Source organism: Micromonospora sp. NPDC049374, from assembly GCF_040677165.1.
GTDB lineage: Bacteria > Actinomycetota > Actinomycetes > Mycobacteriales > Micromonosporaceae > Micromonospora.
Window position 1 is genome coordinate 60,965 of the sequence record NZ_JBFAQH010000006.1, and the last position, 20,112, is coordinate 81,076.

Consider the following 20,112-nt stretch of genomic DNA (forward strand, 5'->3'; position numbering starts at 1 on the left):
GGTGGGGCGCGGTCGCACCGCCACCGGTTTGCCGTGAGTTTTGACACCTGCGACCACGGCACGGGGGTGCTGTGGTCCCGGCGTCAGATCCGTATCAATCGGACCATTCAGACCTACAAGCCGTCGGTCGCCCCAGCCGCGTCGCACGCGACCGGGGCCGGCCGATCGAGCTCGTATCACCGTTGCGCCTCTCGCCTTCGCCGGACACCCGTTCCGTCCGCGGTCATGCCGCTCGCCTCACCGTGCTCCGGGTCGCCGTCGGCGACGCCGGTCAGACCGTCCCGCCCGAGCAGGTACTGCTCGATGAGATGGTTCCAGTCACAGCCGAGGCACACCTCCACCACGAAGACCTGGAACTCACGCAGCGTCATCGCCAGCACGGTCAGCTCAGCCACATTACGGGCTTGGCCGGCCGATTGCTTGAGTTCGTCTCCGTAAATGTAGTGGACCAGGGTCAGGTTCTCGCTGCGGCAGATCGGGCACCGCTCGTCGGTGGACTCACCGTGGAACCGAGCCGCGTTCTTCAGGTAGGGCGACGCGTCGCACAGGTCATAGGTGCCGACGCGGCCGGCGAGGAGCTCACGCAGCGCCGCTCGCTTTCGGAGCGAGTAGTCGACGACCTGGCGCTGCGTACGCATGCGGGAAAGGGTACGCGGTCTCTTCTGACGAGGCGACCACCGTGACGATCCGTGACCGAAGGACATCAGAACGGGGGTTTGCCCAGACTGGAACGAGACGCTACGGTGCGATGTATCGGTCCGATACATCGTGGCGGTTAGCGCTTCACGCACAGGGTAAAGGGAGGGTGGCCAGTGCTCGAACTCGCCATCCTCGGCCTGCTGCAGGAGGCCCCGATGCACGGCTACGAGCTGCGCAAGGAGCTCACCGCCAAGCTCGGGGCGATCCGCGCCGCCATCAGTTACGGCTCGCTCTATCCGACCCTGCGCCGGCTGCAGGCGGCGGGATGGATCACCGAGGCCGACGAGACACCCGCCACCGCCGAGGAGGTTCCCGCGCTGACCAGCCGACGAGGTCGGGTGGTCTACGAAATCACCGCGGAAGGAAAGGAACGCTTCGCCCAGCTCATCGCACAGACCGGGCCGGAGACGTACGGCGACACCGGCTTCGGTGTGCACTTCGCGTTCTTTTCCCGAACCGACCAGGCGACCCGACTTCGAATTTTGGAAGGTCGCCGCCGCACGATCGAGGAACGTCGCGAGGGCCTTCGCGACATGCTGGGCCGGGCGGCCGAGCGCCTCGACGCGTACACCCTGGAGCTGCAGCGCCACGGCCTGGAGGCCTGTGAGCGTGAGGTCCGCTGGCTGGAGGAGCTCATCGCCAACGAGCGCTCCGGCCGTGCCCCGACGGTCCCGCACGACGGGACGGCCGGCGGCCCACGACAAGACAACAGCCCGCCTCCGCCTGGTGAGACCAGGACAGAGCGGCCGTGACAGAGAAGAAGGAGGCACACGCGATGGGCTCCGTCCGCGTCGCCATCGTCGGTGTGGGTAACTGCGCCTCGTCCCTGGTACAGGGCGTCGAGTACTACCGGAATGCCGACCCCAACGACCGCGTCCCGGGTCTCATGCACGTCACCTTCGGCGACTACCACGTTTCTGACGTGCAGTTCGTCGCGGCGTTCGATGTCGACGCCAAGAAGGTGGGCATGGACCTCGCGGAGGCGATCGTCGCCAGCGAGAACAACACCATCAAGCTCTGCGACGTGCCGCCGACCGGCGTCAGCGTGCAGCGCGGCCCGACCTTCGACGGCCTCGGCCAGTACTACCGCGAGATCGTCGAGGAGTCGGACGCCACGCCGGTCGACGTGGCCAAGGCGCTGCGCGACGCGCAGGTCGACGTGGTCGTCTCGTACCTGCCGGTCGGGTCGGAGCAGGCCGACAAGTTCTACGCCCAGGCCGCGATCGACGCCGGCTGCGCGTTCGTCAACGCCCTGCCGGTCTTCATCGCCTCCGACCCGGAGTGGGCGCAGAAGTTCACCGACGCGGGCCTGCCGATCGTCGGCGACGACATCAAGAGCCAGGTCGGCGCCACCATCGTGCACCGCGCCCTGGCGAAGCTCTTCGAGGACCGGGGTGTCGAGCTGCTGCGGACGTACCAGCTCAACTTCGGCGGCAACATGGACTTCATGAACATGCTGGAGCGCAACCGCCTGGTCTCGAAGAAGATCTCGAAGACCCAGTCGGTGACCTCCCAGGTGCCGCACGAGATGGCCAAGAGCGACGTGCACATCGGCCCGTCCGACCACGTGCCGTGGCTGGACGACCGCAAGTGGGCGTACATCCGCCTGGAGGGCCGCTCGTTCGGTGACACGCCGCTCAACGCCGAGCTGAAGCTCGAGGTGTGGGACTCGCCGAACTCGGCCGGTGTCATCATCGACGCCGTCCGGGCCGCCAAGATCGCCCTGGACCGGAAGATCGGTGGCCCGATCCTGTCGGCCTCGTCGTACTTCATGAAGTCCCCGCCGGTGCAGTACGCCGACCACGACGCGCACGCCGCCGTCGAGGCGTTCATCGCCGGCGAGGTCGAGCGCTGACGCGCCGACCACCAGCAGCAGCACCGGCGAGGGCCGGGTCCGCGCGGACCCGGCCCTCGCCGTCTCCGCTCAGGCCAGCCGCACCGGGTACGGGGTGGACGTCACAAGCGCCGCCGGGCGCACGGGGCCGCGTCGTCGATGGTGGAACGTTACGCTGATCGCCGTGCCGTTCACCGACGCTACGCCCGCCCGCGGGTCGGGTCGCCGAATCGCCACCGCACTCACGGGCACGCTGCTGACCACCAGCCTGTGCGCCTGCGCTGTCCCGGGCAGCCGTCCGGCAGCCGAGTCGGACCAAGACGTCGTGCCGCCCAACCCCCTGCCATCGGTGGCCGAGGCCCGCTGTGTCGCCGCCGCGGCCGCACCGCCGGAGGGCGTGACGAAAGCCCCGGTCCCGTCCGGCGCGTCGACCGCACCGATACCGTCCGGCACCGGACATCCGATGGCCGACGAACGGGTACGCGAGGAGATGCTCCGCCGTCAGCAGGCCGCCAACGACGCCTTCCGGCAGCGCGGCACGCTCGAACCCGAGACGGCTGCCGGCGCTCGGGCCTGTGCCACCGAGGTGCTCAAGGGCCTGAATCTGCTGACCGCTGACGGCCGGGACGAGCCCGACGAGGAGGCCGTGCGGCGGGCGGTGACCGCCACCGGCCTCACCGACGTGGTCGTCAGACCGCCTGGACGCCTCGATCTCGGCCCCGGCGGCGGGCTGATCTTCGCGGGGTGGACCGGCCGGGCGTGCGTCTTCGGCAACGTCCGCCCGGACGACATCACGGTGGAGATCGGCGCCCGGATCGCCGACGGTGGCTGCCTGCCCGCTCCGGACTGATCAGGACCAGGCGCGTTGCAGGGCCACCCGGGCCTCCAGCTCCAGTAGTTTGACCTTGCGGTCCAGGCCACCACCGAAGCCGACCAGCTTCCCGCCGGCCCCGATGATGCGGTGACACGGCACGAGCACCGGGATGGGGTTGCGGTTGCAGGCCACTCCGACCGCTCGGGCCGCTCCGGGGTCGCCGACCCGCCGGGCCACCTCACCGTAGGTCAGTGTCTCGCCGTACGGAATGAGGGTCATCTCCCGCCACACCGCCCGCTCGAAGTCGGAGCCGCGCGGCACGGTCACCGGCACCCCGAAGTCGGTCAGTTCCCCGGCGAAGTACGCGCGCAGCTCCGCCACCGCCCGCCGGGAGGTCTCGTCGGCCGGCTCGGTCGTCCCGTCACCGACCGGGCCGAAATGCGCCCCACAGACGCTGTCCCCGTCGGTGGCCACGGAGAATTCCCCGATCGGTGAGTCGAGCACGGTCCAACGCATCTCGCCATTGTCCACCTGTGAGCAGGGGCGGGAAAGGCCGACGCCCGCCGGAGCGTCCGAGTGCTCGGTAGCTCCGGCGGGCGCCGGTCATGTCGCGACGGATCAGGCGGTGGAGACGGTGAATCTCTCGCCGTTGCCCAGCCCCAGGCCGGGGGACGACCACTTGATGGTCTTGTTCGAGATCAGTTGGCTGGTGCCGGACGACCCGGCGGAGACCGCCTGGCCGTCGCTGGCCCTGAGGAAGATCGTCCCGTCGATGTTGTAGTTGGCGAAGTCGAACGTCTCCCAGAGACCCCGCGAAGTGCTGCTGGCGACCAGCGGCTTGGTGCCCTTGCTCGCCGCGGTCACGTACCTGCCGTTGGCGTGGGCCCGGAGACCGAAGAAGCCGTCACCCTGGTTGATGACGTCGAACCTCGCCGCCTTGGTGACTGTCGTGCTGCTGGCGACCAGCGGCTTCGTGCTGCTGGCGGCCACGACGTACTTGCCGCTGGCCTTCGACCTGAGGCTGACGATCGGCGGCGCTGCGTCGATGGTGAACTTCTCGTTGGTCCCGATGGAGGTCCTGCTCGCCATCATCGACGAGCTGCCGGACGTCGACGCCGTGACGTACTTGCCATTGATCTTGGACTTGAGGCTGACCGTGCCGTCGGTGTGGTTGACGATTGTGTACTTGGCCGACGTGACGATCGTCTTGTGGCTGGCGATCAGTGGCTTGGTGCCGTTGCTCGGCGCCACCACGTACCGTCCGTTGGCCCTGGAACGCAGCGCGACCAGGCCGCCGCCAGCGTCGACGAAGTCGAATCGCTGCGCCGTGCCCATGCTCGTCCCGTTGTTCACCAGCGGCTTGGTGCTGCTGGCAGCGGTGACGAACTTGCCGTTGGAACGTGCCTTGAAGCCGTGCGAGTAGCGGGTCGGCGTGACCGAGCCGACGGTCAGCAGCCGGTCGATCGAACCCTTCGTGTCGTACACCCCGCCGGCCAGGCCGGTGGTGACGATCCGATCCCGGACCTGCCTCGGCGTCCAACCCGGATTGGTGTTCAGCAGCAGCGCCGCGGCGCCTGCCACGTGCGGAGCGGCCATCGAGGTACCGCTGAACACCGCGCTGCTGGTGTTGCTGTTGTGGCGCGCCGAGACGATGCTCACGCCCGGAGCGAAGACGTCCAGGCACTTGCCGTAGTTCGAGAACCACGCCCGCATGTTGATCCGGTCGGTCGCGCCCACCGTGATCGCCTCCGGTACCCGGGCCGGCGACGCCTTGCAGGCGTCCATCCAGCTGTTACCGGCCGCGATCGAATAGGTGACACCGGACGCGATGGACCGGTTCACCGCCTCGTCGAGGGACGGGACGGCCACGACGTCACCGAGGCTCATGTTGGCCACGGCCGGCTTCTGGGCGTGCTCGGTCACCCAGTCGACGCCGGCGATGACCTGCTCGGTGGTGCCGAAGCCGTCGCAGTCGAGCACCCGTACGCCCACGAGCTTGACGCCCTTGGCGACACCGTACTTCGTGCCGCCGACGGTCCCGGCGACGTGCGTGCCGTGGCCGTTGCAGTCCTGGGCGACCTCGTCGGAGTCGATGGCGTCGTAACCGTGCCTGGCCCGGCCGCCGAAGTCCTGGTGGGCGACGTTGATCCCGGTGTCCAGGATGTACGCGGTGACCGAGCTACCGGTGTTGGGGTACTTGTAGGTGCTGTTCAACTTCGGCGAGGCCTGATCGATGCGGTCGAGGCCCCAGGACGGCGGGCTGCTCTGCGAACCGCTGTTGGCCGACAGCCGCCGGACCTGCTCCACGTAGGCCACGTCGGGGTGGCTGGCCAACTTGTCCGCCTGCCGCTGGCTCATGGTGGCCGAGTAACCGTTGAGGGCGTTGCCGAACACCCGGCGGACCGTGCCACCGTTCGCGCCGGTGAGCGCCGAGGCGGCGGCCCGAACCGAGCTCTTGGTCACGCCCCGGTCCTTGAGGACGACGATGTAGCGGTCCGGCACGACACCGACGCCCTTGGTGCCGAGCACCTCGGCGCGGGGCTGGTCGGCCGGAGCGGCCATCGCGGCACCGCCGGTCACGACGGTGAGGATGGACGAGGCGGTGGCGAGGGCGAGCCCCGCCGCCGCCGAGCGGCGCAGTGCGCCACGGCGATTCACTGGATGTGCCCCCGTCGGTCGTCGACCAGGCCCGGTGGGCGGTCGGCCGGATAGTGGATCGTCCCGCCTCCGACTGCGAAGCAGCGGGCTGATGGACGTGCCAACATCATGGACGAACCTCGCTGGCACCGCGTCCACCGTTCGGTCGAGACGTGAGCGTTTCGACGTACGGCCGTCGCCTTGGGACGGGCCACGATGGACCTCGGGGTGCGGCCGGGCGCACCGGGCGCGATCAATTCGCGTAGCTGGTCAGTCGCGGATGCCTTCGTCGCGGGCCCAGCGCAGCAGCTCCGCCTCGGCCGTGTCACGATCCAACGGCCCATGCTCCAGCCGCAGGTCCTTCAGGTGCTTCCAGGCCCGTCCCACCACCGGCCCGGGCGGCACACCCAGCAGCTCCATGATGGCGTTTCCGTCGAGGTCGGGCCGGACCCGGGCGAGGTCCTCCTCGGCGGCGATCCGGGCGATCCGCTCCTCCAACGCGTCGTAGTCCGCCGCCAGCTGGGCCGCCTTCCGGCGGTTGCGGGTGGTGCAGTCCGACCGGGTCAGCTTGTGCAGCCGGGGCAGCAGGTCACCGGCGTCGGTGACGTACCGGCGCACCGCCGAATCCGTCCACTCGCCCCGGCCGTACCCGTAGAAGCGTAGGTGCAGCGCGACGAGCGCGGTCACCTTCGTCGTGACGTCCTTGGGGTAGCGCAGCGCCTTCATCCGCACCTTGGTCAGCCGGGCACCGACCACCTCGTGGTGGTGGAAGCTGACCCGCCCGTCCGGGCCGATCGCCTTCGTCGCCGGCTTGCCCACGTCGTGCATCAGCGCGGCCATCCGGAGGATGAAGTCAGGCCCGTCCTCCTCGTACGAGACGGCGTTTCGGACCACGGTGAGGGTGTGCTCGTAGACGTCCTTGTGCTGGGCGTGCTCGTCGATCTCCAGCTTGAGCCCGGTCAACTCGGGCAGGAAGCGCTCGGCCAGGCCGGTGTCGACAAGCAGCCGCAGGCCGGAGATCGGGTCCGCGCCGCAGAGCAGCTTGGTGAACTCGTCGCGGATCCGCTCGGCGGTGATCCGGTCCAGATCGGTCGCCATCCTGCTCATCGCCGCCCGCACGTCCGGGTGGACCGCGAAGCGCAGCTGCGCGGCGAAGCGGGCGGCCCGCAGCATCCGCAGCGGGTCGTCGCCGAACGACTCGGCGGGCGTGCCCGGGGTACGCACGATCTTCGCGGCCAGGTCGGCCAGGCCGCCGTACGGGTCGGTGAACCGGTGCTCGGGGACACTTACCGCCATCGCGTTGACGGTGAAGTCCCGCCGTCGCAGATCCTCGGCGAGGCTGGTGCCGTAGGCGACCACCGGGTTACGACTGACCTGGTCGTACGATTCGGCGCGGAAGGTGGTGATCTCCAGTCGCAGACCGCCACGCTGGCAGCCGATGGTGCCGAACTCGCGCCCGGTCTCCCAGATCGCCTCGGCCCAGCCCCGCACGATGTCAAGCGTCTGGTCGGGGTGTGCGTCGGTGCAGAAGTCGAGATCCTCACCGAGCCGGCCGAGCAGGGCGTCGCGTACCGAACCGCCCACGAGGTGCAGTTCGTGACCGGCGGCGGCGAACCGGCGGCCCAACTCGTCGGCCACCGGGGAGACCCGGAGCAGTTCGGCGACGGCGTTGCGCTGCGCGGCGGTGAGATCGCGGCGGTCGGTGGCGTGGGATGCGGCGGCTTCGGACATCGGATCCGCAGCCTATCGGTCCTGACCGGCATCTCCTCCGCCGGGCGCGGGTAACCGGCGGGGGTTGACTAAGGTCTGTGGCGTGTGGGCCGGTGCCGGCTCCGGCTTACCCCTTTGGAGGCAACAGATGAGCGGCGGGCTCTACCGCAGCGCGAACGCCCAGCAGGGCGGCGCGCCCGGCGGCCGGCCCGGTGACGGAGCCACGTTCATCTCCGCCGAGCCACTCAACCAACCCGCGATGGAGTCGACCGCACCCCCGCAGGAGCAGGTGGCGGAGGGCAGCGCCGCCGCCAACAGCGCAATCATGGCCCTGGGCAGCCTGGTCAGCAGAGGTACCGGCTTCCTACGAAATCTGGTCATCGGTGCCGCCCTCGGTGGTGCGTTGGTGGGCGACGCCTACACCACTGCCCAGATCCTGCCGGGGATGGTCTACGAGTTCCTGCTCGGCGGCATCCTCACCAGCGTGCTGATCCCGGTGCTGGTGCGTCGGCGAAAGGCGGACGCCGACGGTGGCCAGGCTTACGCGCAGCGCTTGCTGACCCTGGCGGTGCTCGCGCTGGGTGTCGCCGCCGTGCTCGCGGTCGCTCTCGCCGCGCCGTTGACCTGGCTGTACGGCGCGGACGAGTCCGCTGACGGTTACTCCAAACTGGTCACCGCGCTGGCCCGGCTGATGCTGCCGATGATCTTCTTCTCCGGCCTGAGCGCGCTGATCAGCGCGGTCCTCAACACCCGGGGCCACTTCGCCGCGCCGATGTGGGCACCGATCCTGAACAACCTGGTCGTCATCGGTACCGCCGGGCTCTACATCGCGATCTTCGGTGCCGAGATCGTCGGGCCCGAGGACATGACGACCGGGCGGGTCCTGCTCATCGGCGGCGGCACGCTGATCGGCGTGGCCATCCAGGTCGCCGGTCTGTTGCCGGCACTGCGCCGGGTCGGCTTCCGGTGGAAGCTCCGCTTCGACTTCCGCAAGCTCGGCCTGGCCGAGCTGGGGCGGCTCGGCGCCTGGATGATCTGCTATGTGGCGGTCAGCCAGCTCGGCCTCATCGTGCTGTTCAATCTGCTGAACCGCGCCGGCAAGGAGAACGCCGCCGGCCCGCTGATCTACAACAACGTCTTCCTGCTGCTGATGACCGCGCACGGCATCATCGCGGTGTCGATCATCACCGCCCTGATGCCTCGGATGAGTGCCGCCGCCGCCGACGGCCGGTACGCCGACCTCGCCGCCGACCTGTCCCGGGGGACCCGGACCGTGTCGGCCGTACTCGCCCCGATCGCCGTCTGCTACGCCGTGCTGGCCACCCCGATCGCGTTCACGTTGTTCCGGTGGGGTGCGTTCACCGACGACAACGCCACCGCGACGTCCCTGGTGCTGCTGGCTGCCGCGCTCGCGTTGGTGCCCTTCGCCATCAGCCAGTTGTTCACCTTCGCCTTCTACGCGCTGCCGGACACCCGCACCCCGGCACTGATCAACATCCCGGTCGTGGTGCTCCGGATCGCGGTGCAGATCGCCCTGTTCGCGATCTTCTCGGCAAGCTTCGTCGGCGCGGGGATGATGATCGGTAACGCGATCTCGTATCTGGCTGCGGCGATCGCCTCCGCCTGGCTGCTGCGCCCCCGGGTCGGCCGCATCGGGCTGGGCGCGATCCTGCGTACCCTCGGCCGGGTTGCCGTCGCGGCGCTTGGTGCCGCCCTGGCCGGCCTGGTGGTGGTGGCCCTACTGCCGGGCGACGACACGCCGACGCGCTTGGAGGCGATCGCGCAGCTACTGGTTGGTGGCGCGGTGATCGGCGGTACCTACCTCGGCCTGGCGACCGTGCTGCGGATCTCCGAGATCACCGAGGTGGTCGGCATGGTCCGCCGCCGGCTCGGCCGCTGAACCTGCCCACCCTGCCGTACACCCAGAGTGACCGCGGATCACCAGGCTGGGGACGTCCCTGTGGATAACTCCGCGCGCCGCCGCTCAGCTAGCGGATCAGCCTGTGGATAACCAACCGGACGGCCGAGTATGCCCGGCCGATTGACGGGGAATCGGGCGCTGCCGAACCCGCCGACGCGACCGGTTCCGCCCCAGCCGGAGCCGGTTGTGGTCAACCTCTAGATTGGCTGGTACATGTACCAGCAACGTGGCCGACAACGGTGGTAACAGGACAAGTCCGCCGACTGCTGACTACGCCGTCACCGGACGGCGGGAAGATGACATGTCGGGGACCGGGCCATCCCGGGTAAGGTCGCACTCGACGGGTACGGCAGACACCGGCGCGCGGCACCGTGCTGCGACCGGCCGGCCGGTACCAGACGAAGGCGGAGCGGGAAGCAGATGCCCAGCAGCGCGGGTCCATCGATCGACACGATCACCGAGGGAGGACGGGTGACCCAGGTCGGCGAGGGTCAGGACGCGGACGAGACCACTCCGCCGGTCATGACCTTCGGTGCTCCGACGGCCGGTGAGATCCTCGCCGAACGTTACGAACTGGTCGAGCACATCAACAACGACAGCGCGGGCCGATTGGTCTGGCGTGGGGTCGACGTCGTGCTGCGCCGGCCCGTTGCGGTCGTCATGCGCTACCCGGGGGGCAATTCCGCCACCGAGATGCTTCAGGCAGCTGTCGCCGCCAGCCGCGTCGTCCACCCCAACCTGGTCGGCGTGTACGACGCCATCGACGAGGCCGAGCGGGCCTACGTGGTACGCGAGTGGGTCGACGGTCAGTCCCTGCGGGACCTGGTCGCGGGCGGGCCGTTGGACGCCGCCCGCGCGACCGCCGTCGGTAACTCCGTCGCCAGCGCCCTGGCCGCCGTGCACGCCACCGGCATGGTGCACGGCAACGTGCACCCCGGCACGGTGATGATCAGCGATGACGGCCGGGTGGTGCTCGCGGACGCCCGCACCGACGGTGACGACAGCCAGGAGAGCGACGTCCGCGCCGTCGGCGGCATCCTCTACTTCGCGATGACCGGCTACTGGCCGCACGCCGAGGCGCCGCTGCGCGGTGCCACCGCCGGGCACGGTCGAGCAGCCATTCCCGATGCGGTACGCGACGCCAACGGGGCCGTGGCGGCGCCCCGTCAGGTCCGGGCCGGTGTGCCGGCCTACCTGGACGACCTGACAATGGATCTGCTCGACGCCGAGATCGCCCCGCCCCCGTCGGACGTCCTGACGGCGGAGTTGGCCCGGCTCGACGTGCCCGACGACGACTACCTCGACAACAGCGGCCCGCTGCGGTTCACCGGCGAGACCGGCGAGGAACCGTCACCGTTGGCCGCGGCCGGCGGGCGGAAGGTCGCCCTGGGCATCGCCGGACTGCTGACGGTGGCCCTGATCGGGCTGCTGATCGGGATCAGCACCCTCGGCGACGACGACGGGGACCCGCAGACCAATCCGGTTGCGGCGCCGACATCGAGCGCGCCGGTGAGCGAGGAGCCCGCAGCGCCCGCAGTCCGGAACCTCAAGATCAGCGGTGCGCGGATCATCGACCCGGACAGCAACAACCGGAGCGAGGTCCGCGACGCCGAAAAGGTCTTCGACGGCGACCAGGACGAGGGCTGGTCCACGGAGACCTACAACCGCAGCAACTTCGGCAACCTCAAGCGGGGCATGGGCGTCTGGATCGACCTCGGCACCGAGCGGACCGTCAAGTCGGTACAGGTCAACCTCTCCGACCGGGGTGCCTCGGCGGAGCTGCTCACCGGCACGATCGACGCCCCGTCGTCCAGTTCGGGCGACGATGAGGTCCTCACGTCGTACCTGAAGAACAAGATCGGTCAGCCCTTCGAGGCACACGACGGCACCACGATGACCTTTGACGGCTTCGACGCTGACCAGAAGTACCGCTACCTGCTGTTCTGGATCACCGAGCTGCCGCCGAACGGAGGCGGCTTCAAGGTCGGGGTGCAGGAAATCACGGTCCAGGGGTCATGAGACGCCAGCACGGCGGCAGCCACCGGGTCGGGTGATGGAGGTACGCGACGCCGGACGCAACCACACGGGCGCCGCTCCCGTGGACGACACGGTCAGCGACCTCGATCTGCTGCGCGCCCACGTCACCGGTGACCGGGACGCCTTCGGCGAGCTGTTCCGCCGGCACCGGGACCGGCTCTGGGCGGTCGCCCTGCGTACGCTCGGCGACCGTGAGGAGGCCGCGGACGCCCTCCAGGACGCGCTGCTGTCCGCCCATCGCGCGGCCGACCGGTTCCGGGGCGACTCGGCGGTCACCACCTGGTTGCACCGGATCGTGGTCAACGCCTGCCTCGACCGGCTCCGCCGTCGGCGGGCCCACCCGACGGTGCCGTTGCCCGACGGGATACACGGCCCGGAGGACGGTCCGGCCACCGGCGGCGTCGAGCCGGCCGCACCGGTACCCGACCACGACACCGCGATGGTCGTCCGGGATGCCCTGGCCTCGTTGCCGCTGGAGCAGCGGGCCGCCCTGGTCCTGGTGGACGTGCAGGGCTATCCGGTAGCCGAGGTCGCGCGGATCCTCGGGGTCGCCGAGGGGACGGTCAAGAGTCGCTGCGCGCGGGGCCGTGCCCGGCTCGCGGTCACGCTCGGCCACCTGCGACCCGGCACCGGGCCGGCGACCGTTTCCCGGCCGGACGTGCCGGAGGTCACCGGCGGGAACCCGAAGGAACGATCGGGCGTCCGATCGGGGTCGGGGCGGTCCCGGCCGGCCGCCAACCAGCAGGAGGAAGCGTGAGTACCGGGGAGTTCAGCGAGGTCGACCACGACCTGCTCGCCGACTACCTCGGTGGCGCGTTGGACGGCACCCCCGAGCACGCTGAGATCGCCCGGCTGGTGGCGCAGGACCCGACCTGGACCCGCGCCCACGCTCTCCTGGCCCCGGCCGTCGACAGCGTCCGCACCGAGCTGGCCGAGTGGGGTGAGCCGACACTGGAGCTTCCGCCAGAGATCACCGACCGGATCAGCGCCGCCCTCGCCGCGGCGGAACCGCCCGCCGCACCCACCGCCGAGGTCACGCCCACCCCAGCGGCGTCCGAGGACCCGGAGCGTGCCGCAGCGGCCACCCGGGACCCGGCTCCGGCTGTCGACGACCCCGGCTCGGAGCCGGCCGGCGGGAAGGTGACGCTCGTACCAGCCCAGCCGCTTGGCGGTCCCCGTCGGCCCGGCGGGCCGCTGCGGCCGGGACAGGATCGGTCCTCGTCGTCGCGGCCGGGTCGGCGACGTCGCCGCTGGGCCCGCGTGGCCGGGCCGGTTGCCCTCGCCGCCGCCGCCGTGGTCGGGCTGGGCGCGCTCCAGCTGTTCCAGCCCGGCGGGGGGGACGACGTCGCCACCGACACCGCCCTGAACGATCGGGCCGCCAGTCCCGTGGTGCCGCACGCGTACCCGCAGGAGTCCGCCGGGCAGCCCGCCACCCGATCGGCACCCGAACGTGCCACCGCGGCGACCGGCGATCCGTACCGCGTGGTCGGCGCTCCTCAGCGCAGCGACACCGACTACACGCCGGAGGCACTGGCCCGCATGACGCCGAGCGTCAGGCAGTTCTCCAGCGGTGGTGATCCGGGGCTCGGCGCGGAGAACCAGGAGCGCCTCCCCGCCCCGGGCGACCTTTCCCGGCTCGGCGACCAGACGGCGTTGAGCGCCTGCCTCGCGGAGATCGGTGCGGAGCACAGCGGAGGACCGCTGGTCTTCGAGGTCATCGACTATGCCCGCTTCCAGGGGCTGCCGGCGCTGGTCCTTCAGTTCACCGACGCCTCCGGCACGAGCTGGGCGTGGGTCAGTGGCCCGGAGTGCGGCGTACCCGGGTCCGGCTCGGACGCCCGCTACCGTACGCGGGTAGGGTGATCCTGCGGTCACCGGACTTTTGACCGTCCACGTGACCTGACCCACCGGGTGACCGGCTCGGGAATTCCCGCTTCGTACGATGACGTTCTGCACATCAGTTGCCGCCGCGTCGGCACTCGGATCGGCATCGGCCCGTACGCCGGTGACGACAGTCAACACGATTGGGAGACGGCAGTGGACGAGGTCCGCAACCTGGTCATCATCGGCTCCGGGCCGGCCGGCTACACGGCGGCGGTCTACGCGGCACGCGCCAACCTCAGGCCATTGGTGATCGAGGGTGTGCAGTCCGGTGGCGCGTTGATGACCACCACCGAGGTGGAGAACTTCCCCGGTTTCGCCGACGGCATTCTCGGCCCCGAGCTGATGGACAACATGCGCAAGCAGGCCGAGCGGTTCGGTGCCGAATTCCTGACCGACGACGTCACCCGGGTCGAGCTGACCGACACCGGTCACCCCGGTGCGCTGAGCACCGTCTGGGTCGGGGAGACCGCGTACCCCGCCCGGGCCGTGATCCTCGCCACGGGTTCCGCCTGGCGCCCGCTCGGCGTACCCGGCGAGCAGGAGTACCTCGGCCACGGTGTCTCCTCCTGCGCCACCTGTGACGGCTTCTTCTTCCGCAACCAGCACATCGTGGTCGTTGGTGGCGGCGACTCGGCGATGGAGGAGGCCAGCTTCCTGACCCGCTTCGCCGACTCGGTGACGATCCTGCACCGCCGCGATTCGTTCCGGGCAAGCAAGATCATGGCCGAGCGGGCGCTGGGCAACGACAAGATCAAGGTCGAGTGGAACACCGTGGTGGAGGAGGTGCTCGGCGCGGACGGCAAGGTCTCCGGCGTACGGGTGCGCAACGTCCACACCGGCGAGGCCAAGGTGCTCGACGTCACCGGCGTGTTCGTGGCGATCGGCCACGACCCACGCAGCGAACTGTTCCGCGGGCAGGTGGAGATGGACGACGAGGGGTACGTGAAGGTGCAGGCCCCCAGCACCCGGACCAGCATCCCCGGTGTCTTCGCCGCCGGTGACCTGGTCGACCACACGTACCGGCAGGCGATCACCGCAGCCGGGACCGGCTGCGCGGCCGCTCTGGACGCGGAACGCTTCATCGCCACGCTGCCCAAGGGCTGAACCAGACACAACGGAGGAGGAGGGGTCAACAGTGGGAGCAACCAAGTCGGTCACCGACGCGAGCTTCGCCGCAGACGTGCTGAAGTCCGACAAGCCGGTCCTGGTGGATTTCTGGGCCGAGTGGTGCGGGCCGTGCCGCAAGGTGTCGCCGCTGCTGGAGGAGATCGCCGGCGAGATGGGCGACCAGGTCAGCATCGTCAAGCTCAACATCGACGAGAACCCGGAGACCGCCCGGACGTACCGCGTGATGTCGGTGCCGACCCTCACCGTGTTCAAGAACGGTGAGCCGGTGCAGTCGATCGCCGGCGCCAAGCCCAAGGGCGAACTGGTCAAGCTGATCGAATCGGCGCTCTGACCCCCAGCGACGACGTCGCCGTCGACCCCGTGCCGGTGAGCCCGGCACGGGGTCGACGCGTTTTTCGCCGCCCACCACCCCAGCGGATCGCCTAGCGCATAACCTCGAACCGGGGCCGCCGGACGCCGGTGAGCACCTGGCCCCCGCCAACGACACCCACCCGTCGTCGGCGGGGCCCGGCAGCCACCGACCGTGCAGAGGGGGTCGTGCGTGCGTCCGATCCGTCCCGGTGACCGGGGACCCGCAGTGACCGAGATCCGTGCGGTGTTGACCGGCCTCGACCTGCTGTCGAAGGCGACCGGTCCACACAGCGACGAGTTCGACCCGGCGACCGAACGGGCGGTCCGCGCGTTCCAGCAGTCGCGGGGACTCAGCGTCGACGGGCGGGTCGGTGCCGAGACCTGGCGGGCCCTCGACGCCGCCCGGTGGCGGCTGGGCGCCCGCACCCTCTACCACGCGGTGCCGGTCCCGCTCACCGGCGAGGATGTCCGGTCGCTACAGGAACGGCTGCTGGAGATGGGATACGACACCGGCCGGGCGGACGCCATCTACGGCCTCCGCACGTCCCGGGCGGTGGCGCAGTTCCAGCGTGAGGTGGGACTGGTCCCCGACGGCACCTGCGGCCCGCACACCATGGGTGCCCTGCGCCGGCTCGGCCGCAAGGTGGTCGGCGGCCGGCCGCAGTGGTTGCGCGAGTCCGACGCCATCCGACAGTCCGGCCCGACCCTGGTCGGCCGGACCGTGGTGATCGACCCGGGCCACGGCGGGACCGACCCGGGCGTCGTGGTGGCGGACGGCCCGCTGCGTTGGACCGAGGCGGATCTGATGCACGATCTGGCCAGCCGGCTGGAGGGGCGCCTCGCCGCGTCCGGGGTACGGGTGCAACTCACCCGAGGACCGTCGCCGGAGACCTGCCTGCCCGACATCGACCGGGCGCAACTGGCCAACTCGCTCGGCGCCGACGTGTTCATCTCGCTGCACACGGACGGCCACGCCAACCCGATGGCCGAGGGCGTCGCCACGTACCACTACGGCACCGACAACGGGGTGACCTCGGCGACCGGCGAACGCCTGGCCGGGCTGGTCCAGCGGGAGATCGTGGCGCGTACCGGGCTGCGGGACTGCCACACCCATGCCAAGGCGTGGGATCTGCTCCGGATCACCCGGATGCCGGCGGTCCGCGTCGAGGTCGGCTACCTCACCTCACCGACCGACCGGGAACGGCTGATCGGTCCCCGGTTCCGGGACAAGCTGGTGGAGGCGATGGTGGCCGCGGTACAGCGGATGTACCTGCCGATCGAACGCGACGTCCCGACCGGCTCGATCGACGTCAGCGAACTGCGGGCGGCGGTCGCCGCCGGCACCGTGGTGGACTGAGCCGTCCGCCCGCCAAGGCCGCTCCTCGCGTCGGTTCGACGTCGACCGGTCAGGGCGCCGGGCGCGGTCAGCCGGCCGTGGAACGGGTGGCCGGCGTCGGTCGGACCGGACGTAGCAGCGACTCCGGGCTCATCGAGCCGAGCAGCTTCTCCAGCGCGTACTCGACGTCGGACTTCCAGCTCAACGCCGTCCGCAGTTCCAGCCGCAGCCGCGGAAACCGTGGATGCGGTCGAACCGTCTTGAAGCCCACCGAGAGGAAGAAGTCGGCGGGTGCCACGCACGCTCCGCCCGGATCGGCGGAGTCACCGAACTTCGCGTCGCCGAACGCCTCGATCGCCTTGATCCCGCGCTTGGTCAGATCGCGGGCCACGCCCTGTACCAGCATCCGGCCGAGGCCGCCGCCGGAGAACGCGGGCACCACGTTCGCGGTCATCAGCAGCGCCGCGTCGGCGGAGACCGGAGAGGTCGGAAAGGCCATCGACCGGGGAACGTAGGCCGGCGGGGCGTACATGACGAAGCCGGCCGGCATGCCGTCGACGTAGATCAGCTTGCCGCAGGAACCCCATTCCAGCAGGGTCTGCGAGACCCACGCCTCCTTCTCCAGCCCAGGGTCGCCAGCAGCGCAGGCGCGGTCCGCGGAAACCGGATCAAGCTCCCAGTAGACGCACTGCCGGCAGGGACGGGGCAGGTCCTCCAGGGTGTCCAGGGTCAGGCTGACCAGACGTCGCGACATTGGCGCTTCCCCACACTAGGCTCGGAGGTGGGACCGGCCAGGGCGGCACCGCCGCCGCAGCGGCCCGGACGGCACCGCCGTGTTCCTGCCCCCGACGAGCGATCGTACGCCGCCGATCGCCGACAGGGGAGACTAAGCGTGAACGTCCACCTCAGGGGCGTGGGCCGCCGGTCCGGCATGTGGACGCCCGAATAATCGAGGGAGCGTCGGACGACGTACGGCGGCTAGGATCGACACTCGGCGCGCCGTACCGCCATGGTCGCCGTTGTCCGGGGTATCCGGGACCGGAGCCGTCCGAGCAGCCATCGGGGTGATGTGATGACCGGCACGACACTCGACGACTACACCGACAGGTACGCCCGGCGGGTCCGGGGAATGACCGCCTCGGAGATCAGGGCCCTGTTCGCGGTGGCCAGTCGACCGGAGGTCGTCTCCCTCGCCGGTGGCGCGCCGTACATTGCCGCGCTGCCGCTGGACGCGGTCGGCGAGATGCTTGGCCGGCTCGGTGCCGAGCATGGCAGCACGACCCTGCAGTACGGCATCGGTCAGGGCACCCTGGAGTTGCGGGAGCGAATCTGCGAGGTGATGGCGCTCTCCGGCATCGACGCGGCCTGTGGGGCCTCTCCGGAGGACGTGGTGGTGACAGTCGGTGGGCAGCAGGCGCTCGACCTGGTGGCCCGCCTCTTCCTGGACCCGGGTGACGTGGTGCTCGCCGAGGGGCCGACCTACGTCGGTGCACTCGGGGTGTTCCAGGCCGCCCAGGCGCAGGTCGTACACGTGCCCATGGACGACGACGGGCTGATCCCGGCGGCGCTGGAGCTCGCCATCGCGGAGCAGGCCCGGGCCGGACGCCGGGTCAAATTCCTCTACACCATCCCCACCTTCCAGAACCCGACCGGCGTGACGCTCACGGAGCAGCGGCGCGAACAGGTCCTCGACATCTGCGAGCGCGCCGGGCTGCTGGTGGTCGAGGACGACCCGTACGGCCAGTTGGGCTTCGAGAGCGAGGCGCCCGCGCCACTGCGGGCGCGGCGTCGGGACGGCGTCTTCTATCTCAGCACGTTCTCCAAGACCTTCGCGCCGGGGCTGCGGGTCGGTTGGATCCTTGCGCCACACGCGGTACGCGACAAGCTGGTGATCGCCAGTGAGGCACAGATCCTCTGCCCCAGCGCGTACGCGCAGGCCGCCGTCAGCACCTACCTCGGCACCATGCCCTGGCGTGAGCAGCTGAAGGTCTACCGGGAGGTCTACCGGGAGCGGCGGGACGCGATGCTCACCGCACTGGAGGACCTGATGCCGGCCGACACCCGCTGGACGGTGCCCGGCGGCGGGCTGTTCGTCTGGGCCACGCTGCCCGACGGGCTGGACTCGAAGGCCATGATGCCCCGGGCCATCGCCGCGCGGGTGGCGTACGTGCCCGGCACCGGCTTCTACGCCGACGGCAGCGGCAACGGTCACATGCGGCTCAACTTCTCGTTCCCGCCGCCGGAGCGGATCAGGGAGGGGGTGCGCCGGTTGGCCAGCGTGATGGAACAGGACATCGCCATGCGACGGGTGTTCGGCGCGGTCGGCGGGCCCGGTACCCGGCGAGGCCGGACCGGCTGGGACGCGCCAGGACCAGACTTGGCATGATGCCCGGCATGGGTGTCACCGCTGCCGAAGAACCCGCCGTGTCGGGCCCCGAGACCACCGATCTCCACGTGCTCGTGCTCGCCGGTGGTCTGTCGTACGAGCGTGACGTGTCGCTGCGCTCGGGCCGCCGGGTACTCGACGCGCTGCGCGCCGTCGGAATGCAGGCCGAGCTTCGCGACGCCGACGTCGCCCTGCTGCCGGCCCTGACCGCAGACCCACCCGACGCCGTGGTGATCGCCCTGCACGGCGCCACCGGCGAGGACGGGTCGCTGCGCGGCGTTCTGGACCTGTGCGGCGTGCCGTACGTCGGATGTGACGCTCGGGCTTCCCGCCTCGCCTGGGACAAGCCGTCGGCGAAGGCCGTGCTGCGGGAGGCCGGCATCGCCACCCCCGACTGGGTCGCCCTGCCACACGACCGGTTCAGCGAACTCGGCGCGGTGGCCGTGCTGGACCGCATCGTCGACCGGTTGGGGCTACCGCTCATGGTGAAGCCGGCCCAGGGTGGTTCCGGCCTGGGCGCCGCCGTGGTCCGGGACGCGGCGTCGCTGCCGGCCGCCATGGTGGGTTGTTTCGCGTACGACTCGACGGCGCTCGTCGAACAGTACGTTCCGGGCATGGACGTGGCGGTCTCCGTGGTCGACCTGGGAGACGGTCCGCAGGCGCTACCGGCGGTGGAGATCGTGCCCCGCAACGGGGTGTACGACTACGCGGCCCGCTACACCGCGGGCCGGACCACCTGGCACACCCCGGCCCGCCTGGAACCCACCGTCGCCGAATCGGTGGCCCAGGTCGCCCTGGCCGCCCACACCGCCCTCGGCCTGCGCGACCTCAGCCGGGTCGATCTGATCGTCGACTCGACCGGTCAGCCGCACGTGCTTGAGGTCAACGTCTCTCCGGGCATGACCGAGACGTCGCTGCTGCCGCTCGCGGTACAGGCAGCCGGTCTCGACTTCGGAGGCGTGATCGGCAACCTGGTCGCCCGCGCCGCGGCCCGCTGATCTCGCCAGCCGGCACAACGTCCACCGGTACCCGCTGACCCTCCGCGCAGAAGCGGGCGATGGTCAATTCGGCGCCACACCGACCGGGCCGCCGGATCTCTGACTGATCGCGGTCGCGTTCAGACCCCGGCCCACCGATCGCCCTACTCGGGGATCGGTGGGCGGGCGGGCTGAAGCCGACGGTCTGCGCGGTCAGAGCGGTCTGCGCGGTCAGAGCGGTCGGCGCGGTCAGAGCGGTCGGCGCGGTCAGAGCGGTCGGCGCGGTCAGAGCGGTCGGCGCGGTCAGAGCGGTCGGCGCGGTCAGAGCGGTCGGCGCGGTCAGAGCGGTCGGCGCGGTCAGAGCGGTCGGCGCGGTCAGAGCGGTCGGCGCGGTCCGT

At 70.5% G+C, this 20,112-nt stretch carries 17 protein-coding genes; 12 read left to right on the forward strand and 5 right to left on the reverse strand.

Translation table 11 applies throughout. The annotated features are described in order from the left end of the window. Positions 1-176 precede the first annotated feature (176 nt). Positions 177-638, reverse strand: a complete 462-nt coding sequence (locus AB0J93_RS12275) for a DUF5318 domain-containing protein (RefSeq protein ID WP_363921023.1) — start codon at positions 636-638, stop codon at positions 177-179. A gap of 174 nt (positions 639-812) precedes the next feature. On the opposite strand from AB0J93_RS12275, the gene AB0J93_RS12280 reads away from it, so the two are divergent. From AB0J93_RS12280 to AB0J93_RS12290, 3 genes are all read left to right on the forward strand, one after another. Then, positions 813-1,451 (forward strand): PadR family transcriptional regulator, encoded by a 639-nt coding sequence (locus tag AB0J93_RS12280; RefSeq protein WP_093409356.1) that lies wholly within the window; start codon positions 813-815, stop codon positions 1,449-1,451. A 23-nt stretch (positions 1,452-1,474) separates the two neighbouring features. Next, the gene (locus AB0J93_RS12285) at positions 1,475-2,554 is read left to right on the forward strand and encodes an inositol-3-phosphate synthase (RefSeq protein WP_363921527.1); all 1,080 of its coding nucleotides are present in this window, start codon (positions 1,475-1,477) and stop codon (positions 2,552-2,554) included. Positions 2,555-2,717: 163 nt separating this feature from the next. Next, positions 2,718-3,383, forward strand: a complete 666-nt coding sequence (locus AB0J93_RS12290) for a hypothetical protein (RefSeq protein WP_363921025.1) — start codon at positions 2,718-2,720, stop codon at positions 3,381-3,383. Here AB0J93_RS12290 and AB0J93_RS12295 read toward each other — a convergent pair whose 3' ends face one another. The 3 genes from AB0J93_RS12295 to AB0J93_RS12305 all read right to left on the reverse strand — a co-directional run bounded on the left by AB0J93_RS12295 (position 3,384) and on the right by AB0J93_RS12305 (position 7,715). Further along, on the reverse strand, positions 3,384-3,863 hold the full coding sequence (locus AB0J93_RS12295; protein ID WP_363921027.1) for a methylated-DNA--[protein]-cysteine S-methyltransferase: 480 nt from the start codon (positions 3,861-3,863) through the stop codon (positions 3,384-3,386). Positions 3,864-3,965: 102 nt separating this feature from the next. After that, positions 3,966-6,005: a S8 family serine peptidase gene (locus tag AB0J93_RS12300; RefSeq protein WP_363921029.1), complete on the reverse strand. Its 2,040-nt coding sequence runs from the start codon at positions 6,003-6,005 to the stop codon at positions 3,966-3,968. Positions 6,006-6,254: 249 nt separating this feature from the next. Continuing rightward, on the reverse strand, positions 6,255-7,715 hold the full coding sequence (locus AB0J93_RS12305) for a CCA tRNA nucleotidyltransferase (protein WP_363921031.1): 1,461 nt from the start codon (positions 7,713-7,715) through the stop codon (positions 6,255-6,257). A gap of 127 nt (positions 7,716-7,842) precedes the next feature. Here AB0J93_RS12305 and murJ point away from each other — a divergent pair, with 127 nt between their 5' ends. The 7 genes from murJ to AB0J93_RS12340 all read left to right on the forward strand — a co-directional run bounded on the left by murJ (position 7,843) and on the right by AB0J93_RS12340 (position 16,372). After that, the gene (gene murJ, locus AB0J93_RS12310; RefSeq protein WP_363921033.1) at positions 7,843-9,594 is read left to right on the forward strand and encodes a murein biosynthesis integral membrane protein MurJ; all 1,752 of its coding nucleotides are present in this window, start codon (positions 7,843-7,845) and stop codon (positions 9,592-9,594) included. Positions 9,595-10,035: 441 nt separating this feature from the next. Next, positions 10,036-11,634: a protein kinase family protein gene (locus tag AB0J93_RS12315; RefSeq protein WP_363921035.1), complete on the forward strand. Its 1,599-nt coding sequence runs from the start codon at positions 10,036-10,038 to the stop codon at positions 11,632-11,634. 34 nt (positions 11,635-11,668) lie between these two features. After that, on the forward strand, positions 11,669-12,409 hold the full coding sequence (gene sigM, locus AB0J93_RS12320; RefSeq protein ID WP_363921037.1) for an RNA polymerase sigma factor SigM: 741 nt from the start codon (positions 11,669-11,671) through the stop codon (positions 12,407-12,409). Next, entirely contained in the window at positions 12,406-13,515 is a 1,110-nt protein-coding gene (locus AB0J93_RS12325; protein ID WP_363921039.1) for a hypothetical protein, read from the forward strand. Before sigM ends, AB0J93_RS12325 begins: the two co-directional genes overlap by 4 nt. 174 nt (positions 13,516-13,689) lie before the next feature. Beyond that, positions 13,690-14,640: a thioredoxin-disulfide reductase gene (gene trxB, locus AB0J93_RS12330; RefSeq protein ID WP_363921041.1), complete on the forward strand. Its 951-nt coding sequence runs from the start codon at positions 13,690-13,692 to the stop codon at positions 14,638-14,640. A 31-nt stretch (positions 14,641-14,671) separates the two neighbouring features. Then, entirely contained in the window at positions 14,672-14,995 is a 324-nt protein-coding gene (trxA, locus tag AB0J93_RS12335; protein WP_164448776.1) for a thioredoxin, read from the forward strand. A gap of 210 nt (positions 14,996-15,205) precedes the next feature. Next, complete coding sequence (locus AB0J93_RS12340) at positions 15,206-16,372, forward strand: N-acetylmuramoyl-L-alanine amidase (RefSeq protein ID WP_363921043.1); 1,167 nt, start codon at positions 15,206-15,208, stop codon at positions 16,370-16,372. A gap of 67 nt (positions 16,373-16,439) precedes the next feature. On the opposite strand, the gene AB0J93_RS12345 is transcribed toward AB0J93_RS12340, so the two are convergent. Then, entirely contained in the window at positions 16,440-17,105 is a 666-nt protein-coding gene (locus AB0J93_RS12345) for a GNAT family N-acetyltransferase (protein WP_099848413.1), read from the reverse strand. A 318-nt stretch (positions 17,106-17,423) separates the two neighbouring features. Here AB0J93_RS12345 and AB0J93_RS12350 point away from each other — a divergent pair, with 318 nt between their 5' ends. After that, positions 17,424-18,737: a PLP-dependent aminotransferase family protein gene (locus AB0J93_RS12350; RefSeq protein ID WP_363921046.1), complete on the forward strand. Its 1,314-nt coding sequence runs from the start codon at positions 17,424-17,426 to the stop codon at positions 18,735-18,737. 8 nt (positions 18,738-18,745) lie between these two features. Beyond that, on the forward strand, positions 18,746-19,735 hold the full coding sequence (locus AB0J93_RS12355) for a D-alanine--D-alanine ligase (protein ID WP_363921048.1): 990 nt from the start codon (positions 18,746-18,748) through the stop codon (positions 19,733-19,735). Positions 19,736-20,112: the final 377 nt, after the last annotated feature.

Excerpts from the sequence above, each read along its gene's own strand:
- AB0J93_RS12345 (WP_099848413.1), bottom strand. The coding sequence starts at position 17,105 with ATGTCGCGACGTCTGGTCAGCCTGACCCTGGACACCCTGGAGGACCTG.
- AB0J93_RS12285 (WP_363921527.1), top strand. The coding sequence starts at position 1,475 with ATGGGCTCCGTCCGCGTCGCCATCGTCGGTGTGGGTAACTGCGCCTCG.
- AB0J93_RS12315 (WP_363921035.1), top strand. The coding sequence starts at position 10,036 with ATGCCCAGCAGCGCGGGTCCATCGATCGACACGATCACCGAGGGAGGA.
- AB0J93_RS12295 (WP_363921027.1), bottom strand. The coding sequence starts at position 3,863 with ATGCGTTGGACCGTGCTCGACTCACCGATCGGGGAATTCTCCGTGGCC.
- murJ (WP_363921033.1), top strand. The coding sequence starts at position 7,843 with ATGAGCGGCGGGCTCTACCGCAGCGCGAACGCCCAGCAGGGCGGCGCG.
- AB0J93_RS12275 (WP_363921023.1), bottom strand. The coding sequence starts at position 638 with ATGCGTACGCAGCGCCAGGTCGTCGACTACTCGCTCCGAAAGCGAGCG.
- AB0J93_RS12305 (WP_363921031.1), bottom strand. The coding sequence starts at position 7,715 with ATGTCCGAAGCCGCCGCATCCCACGCCACCGACCGCCGCGATCTCACC.
- AB0J93_RS12350 (WP_363921046.1), top strand. The coding sequence starts at position 17,424 with ATGACCGGCACGACACTCGACGACTACACCGACAGGTACGCCCGGCGG.
- sigM (WP_363921037.1), top strand. The coding sequence starts at position 11,669 with ATGGAGGTACGCGACGCCGGACGCAACCACACGGGCGCCGCTCCCGTG.
- AB0J93_RS12355 (WP_363921048.1), top strand. The coding sequence starts at position 18,746 with ATGGGTGTCACCGCTGCCGAAGAACCCGCCGTGTCGGGCCCCGAGACC.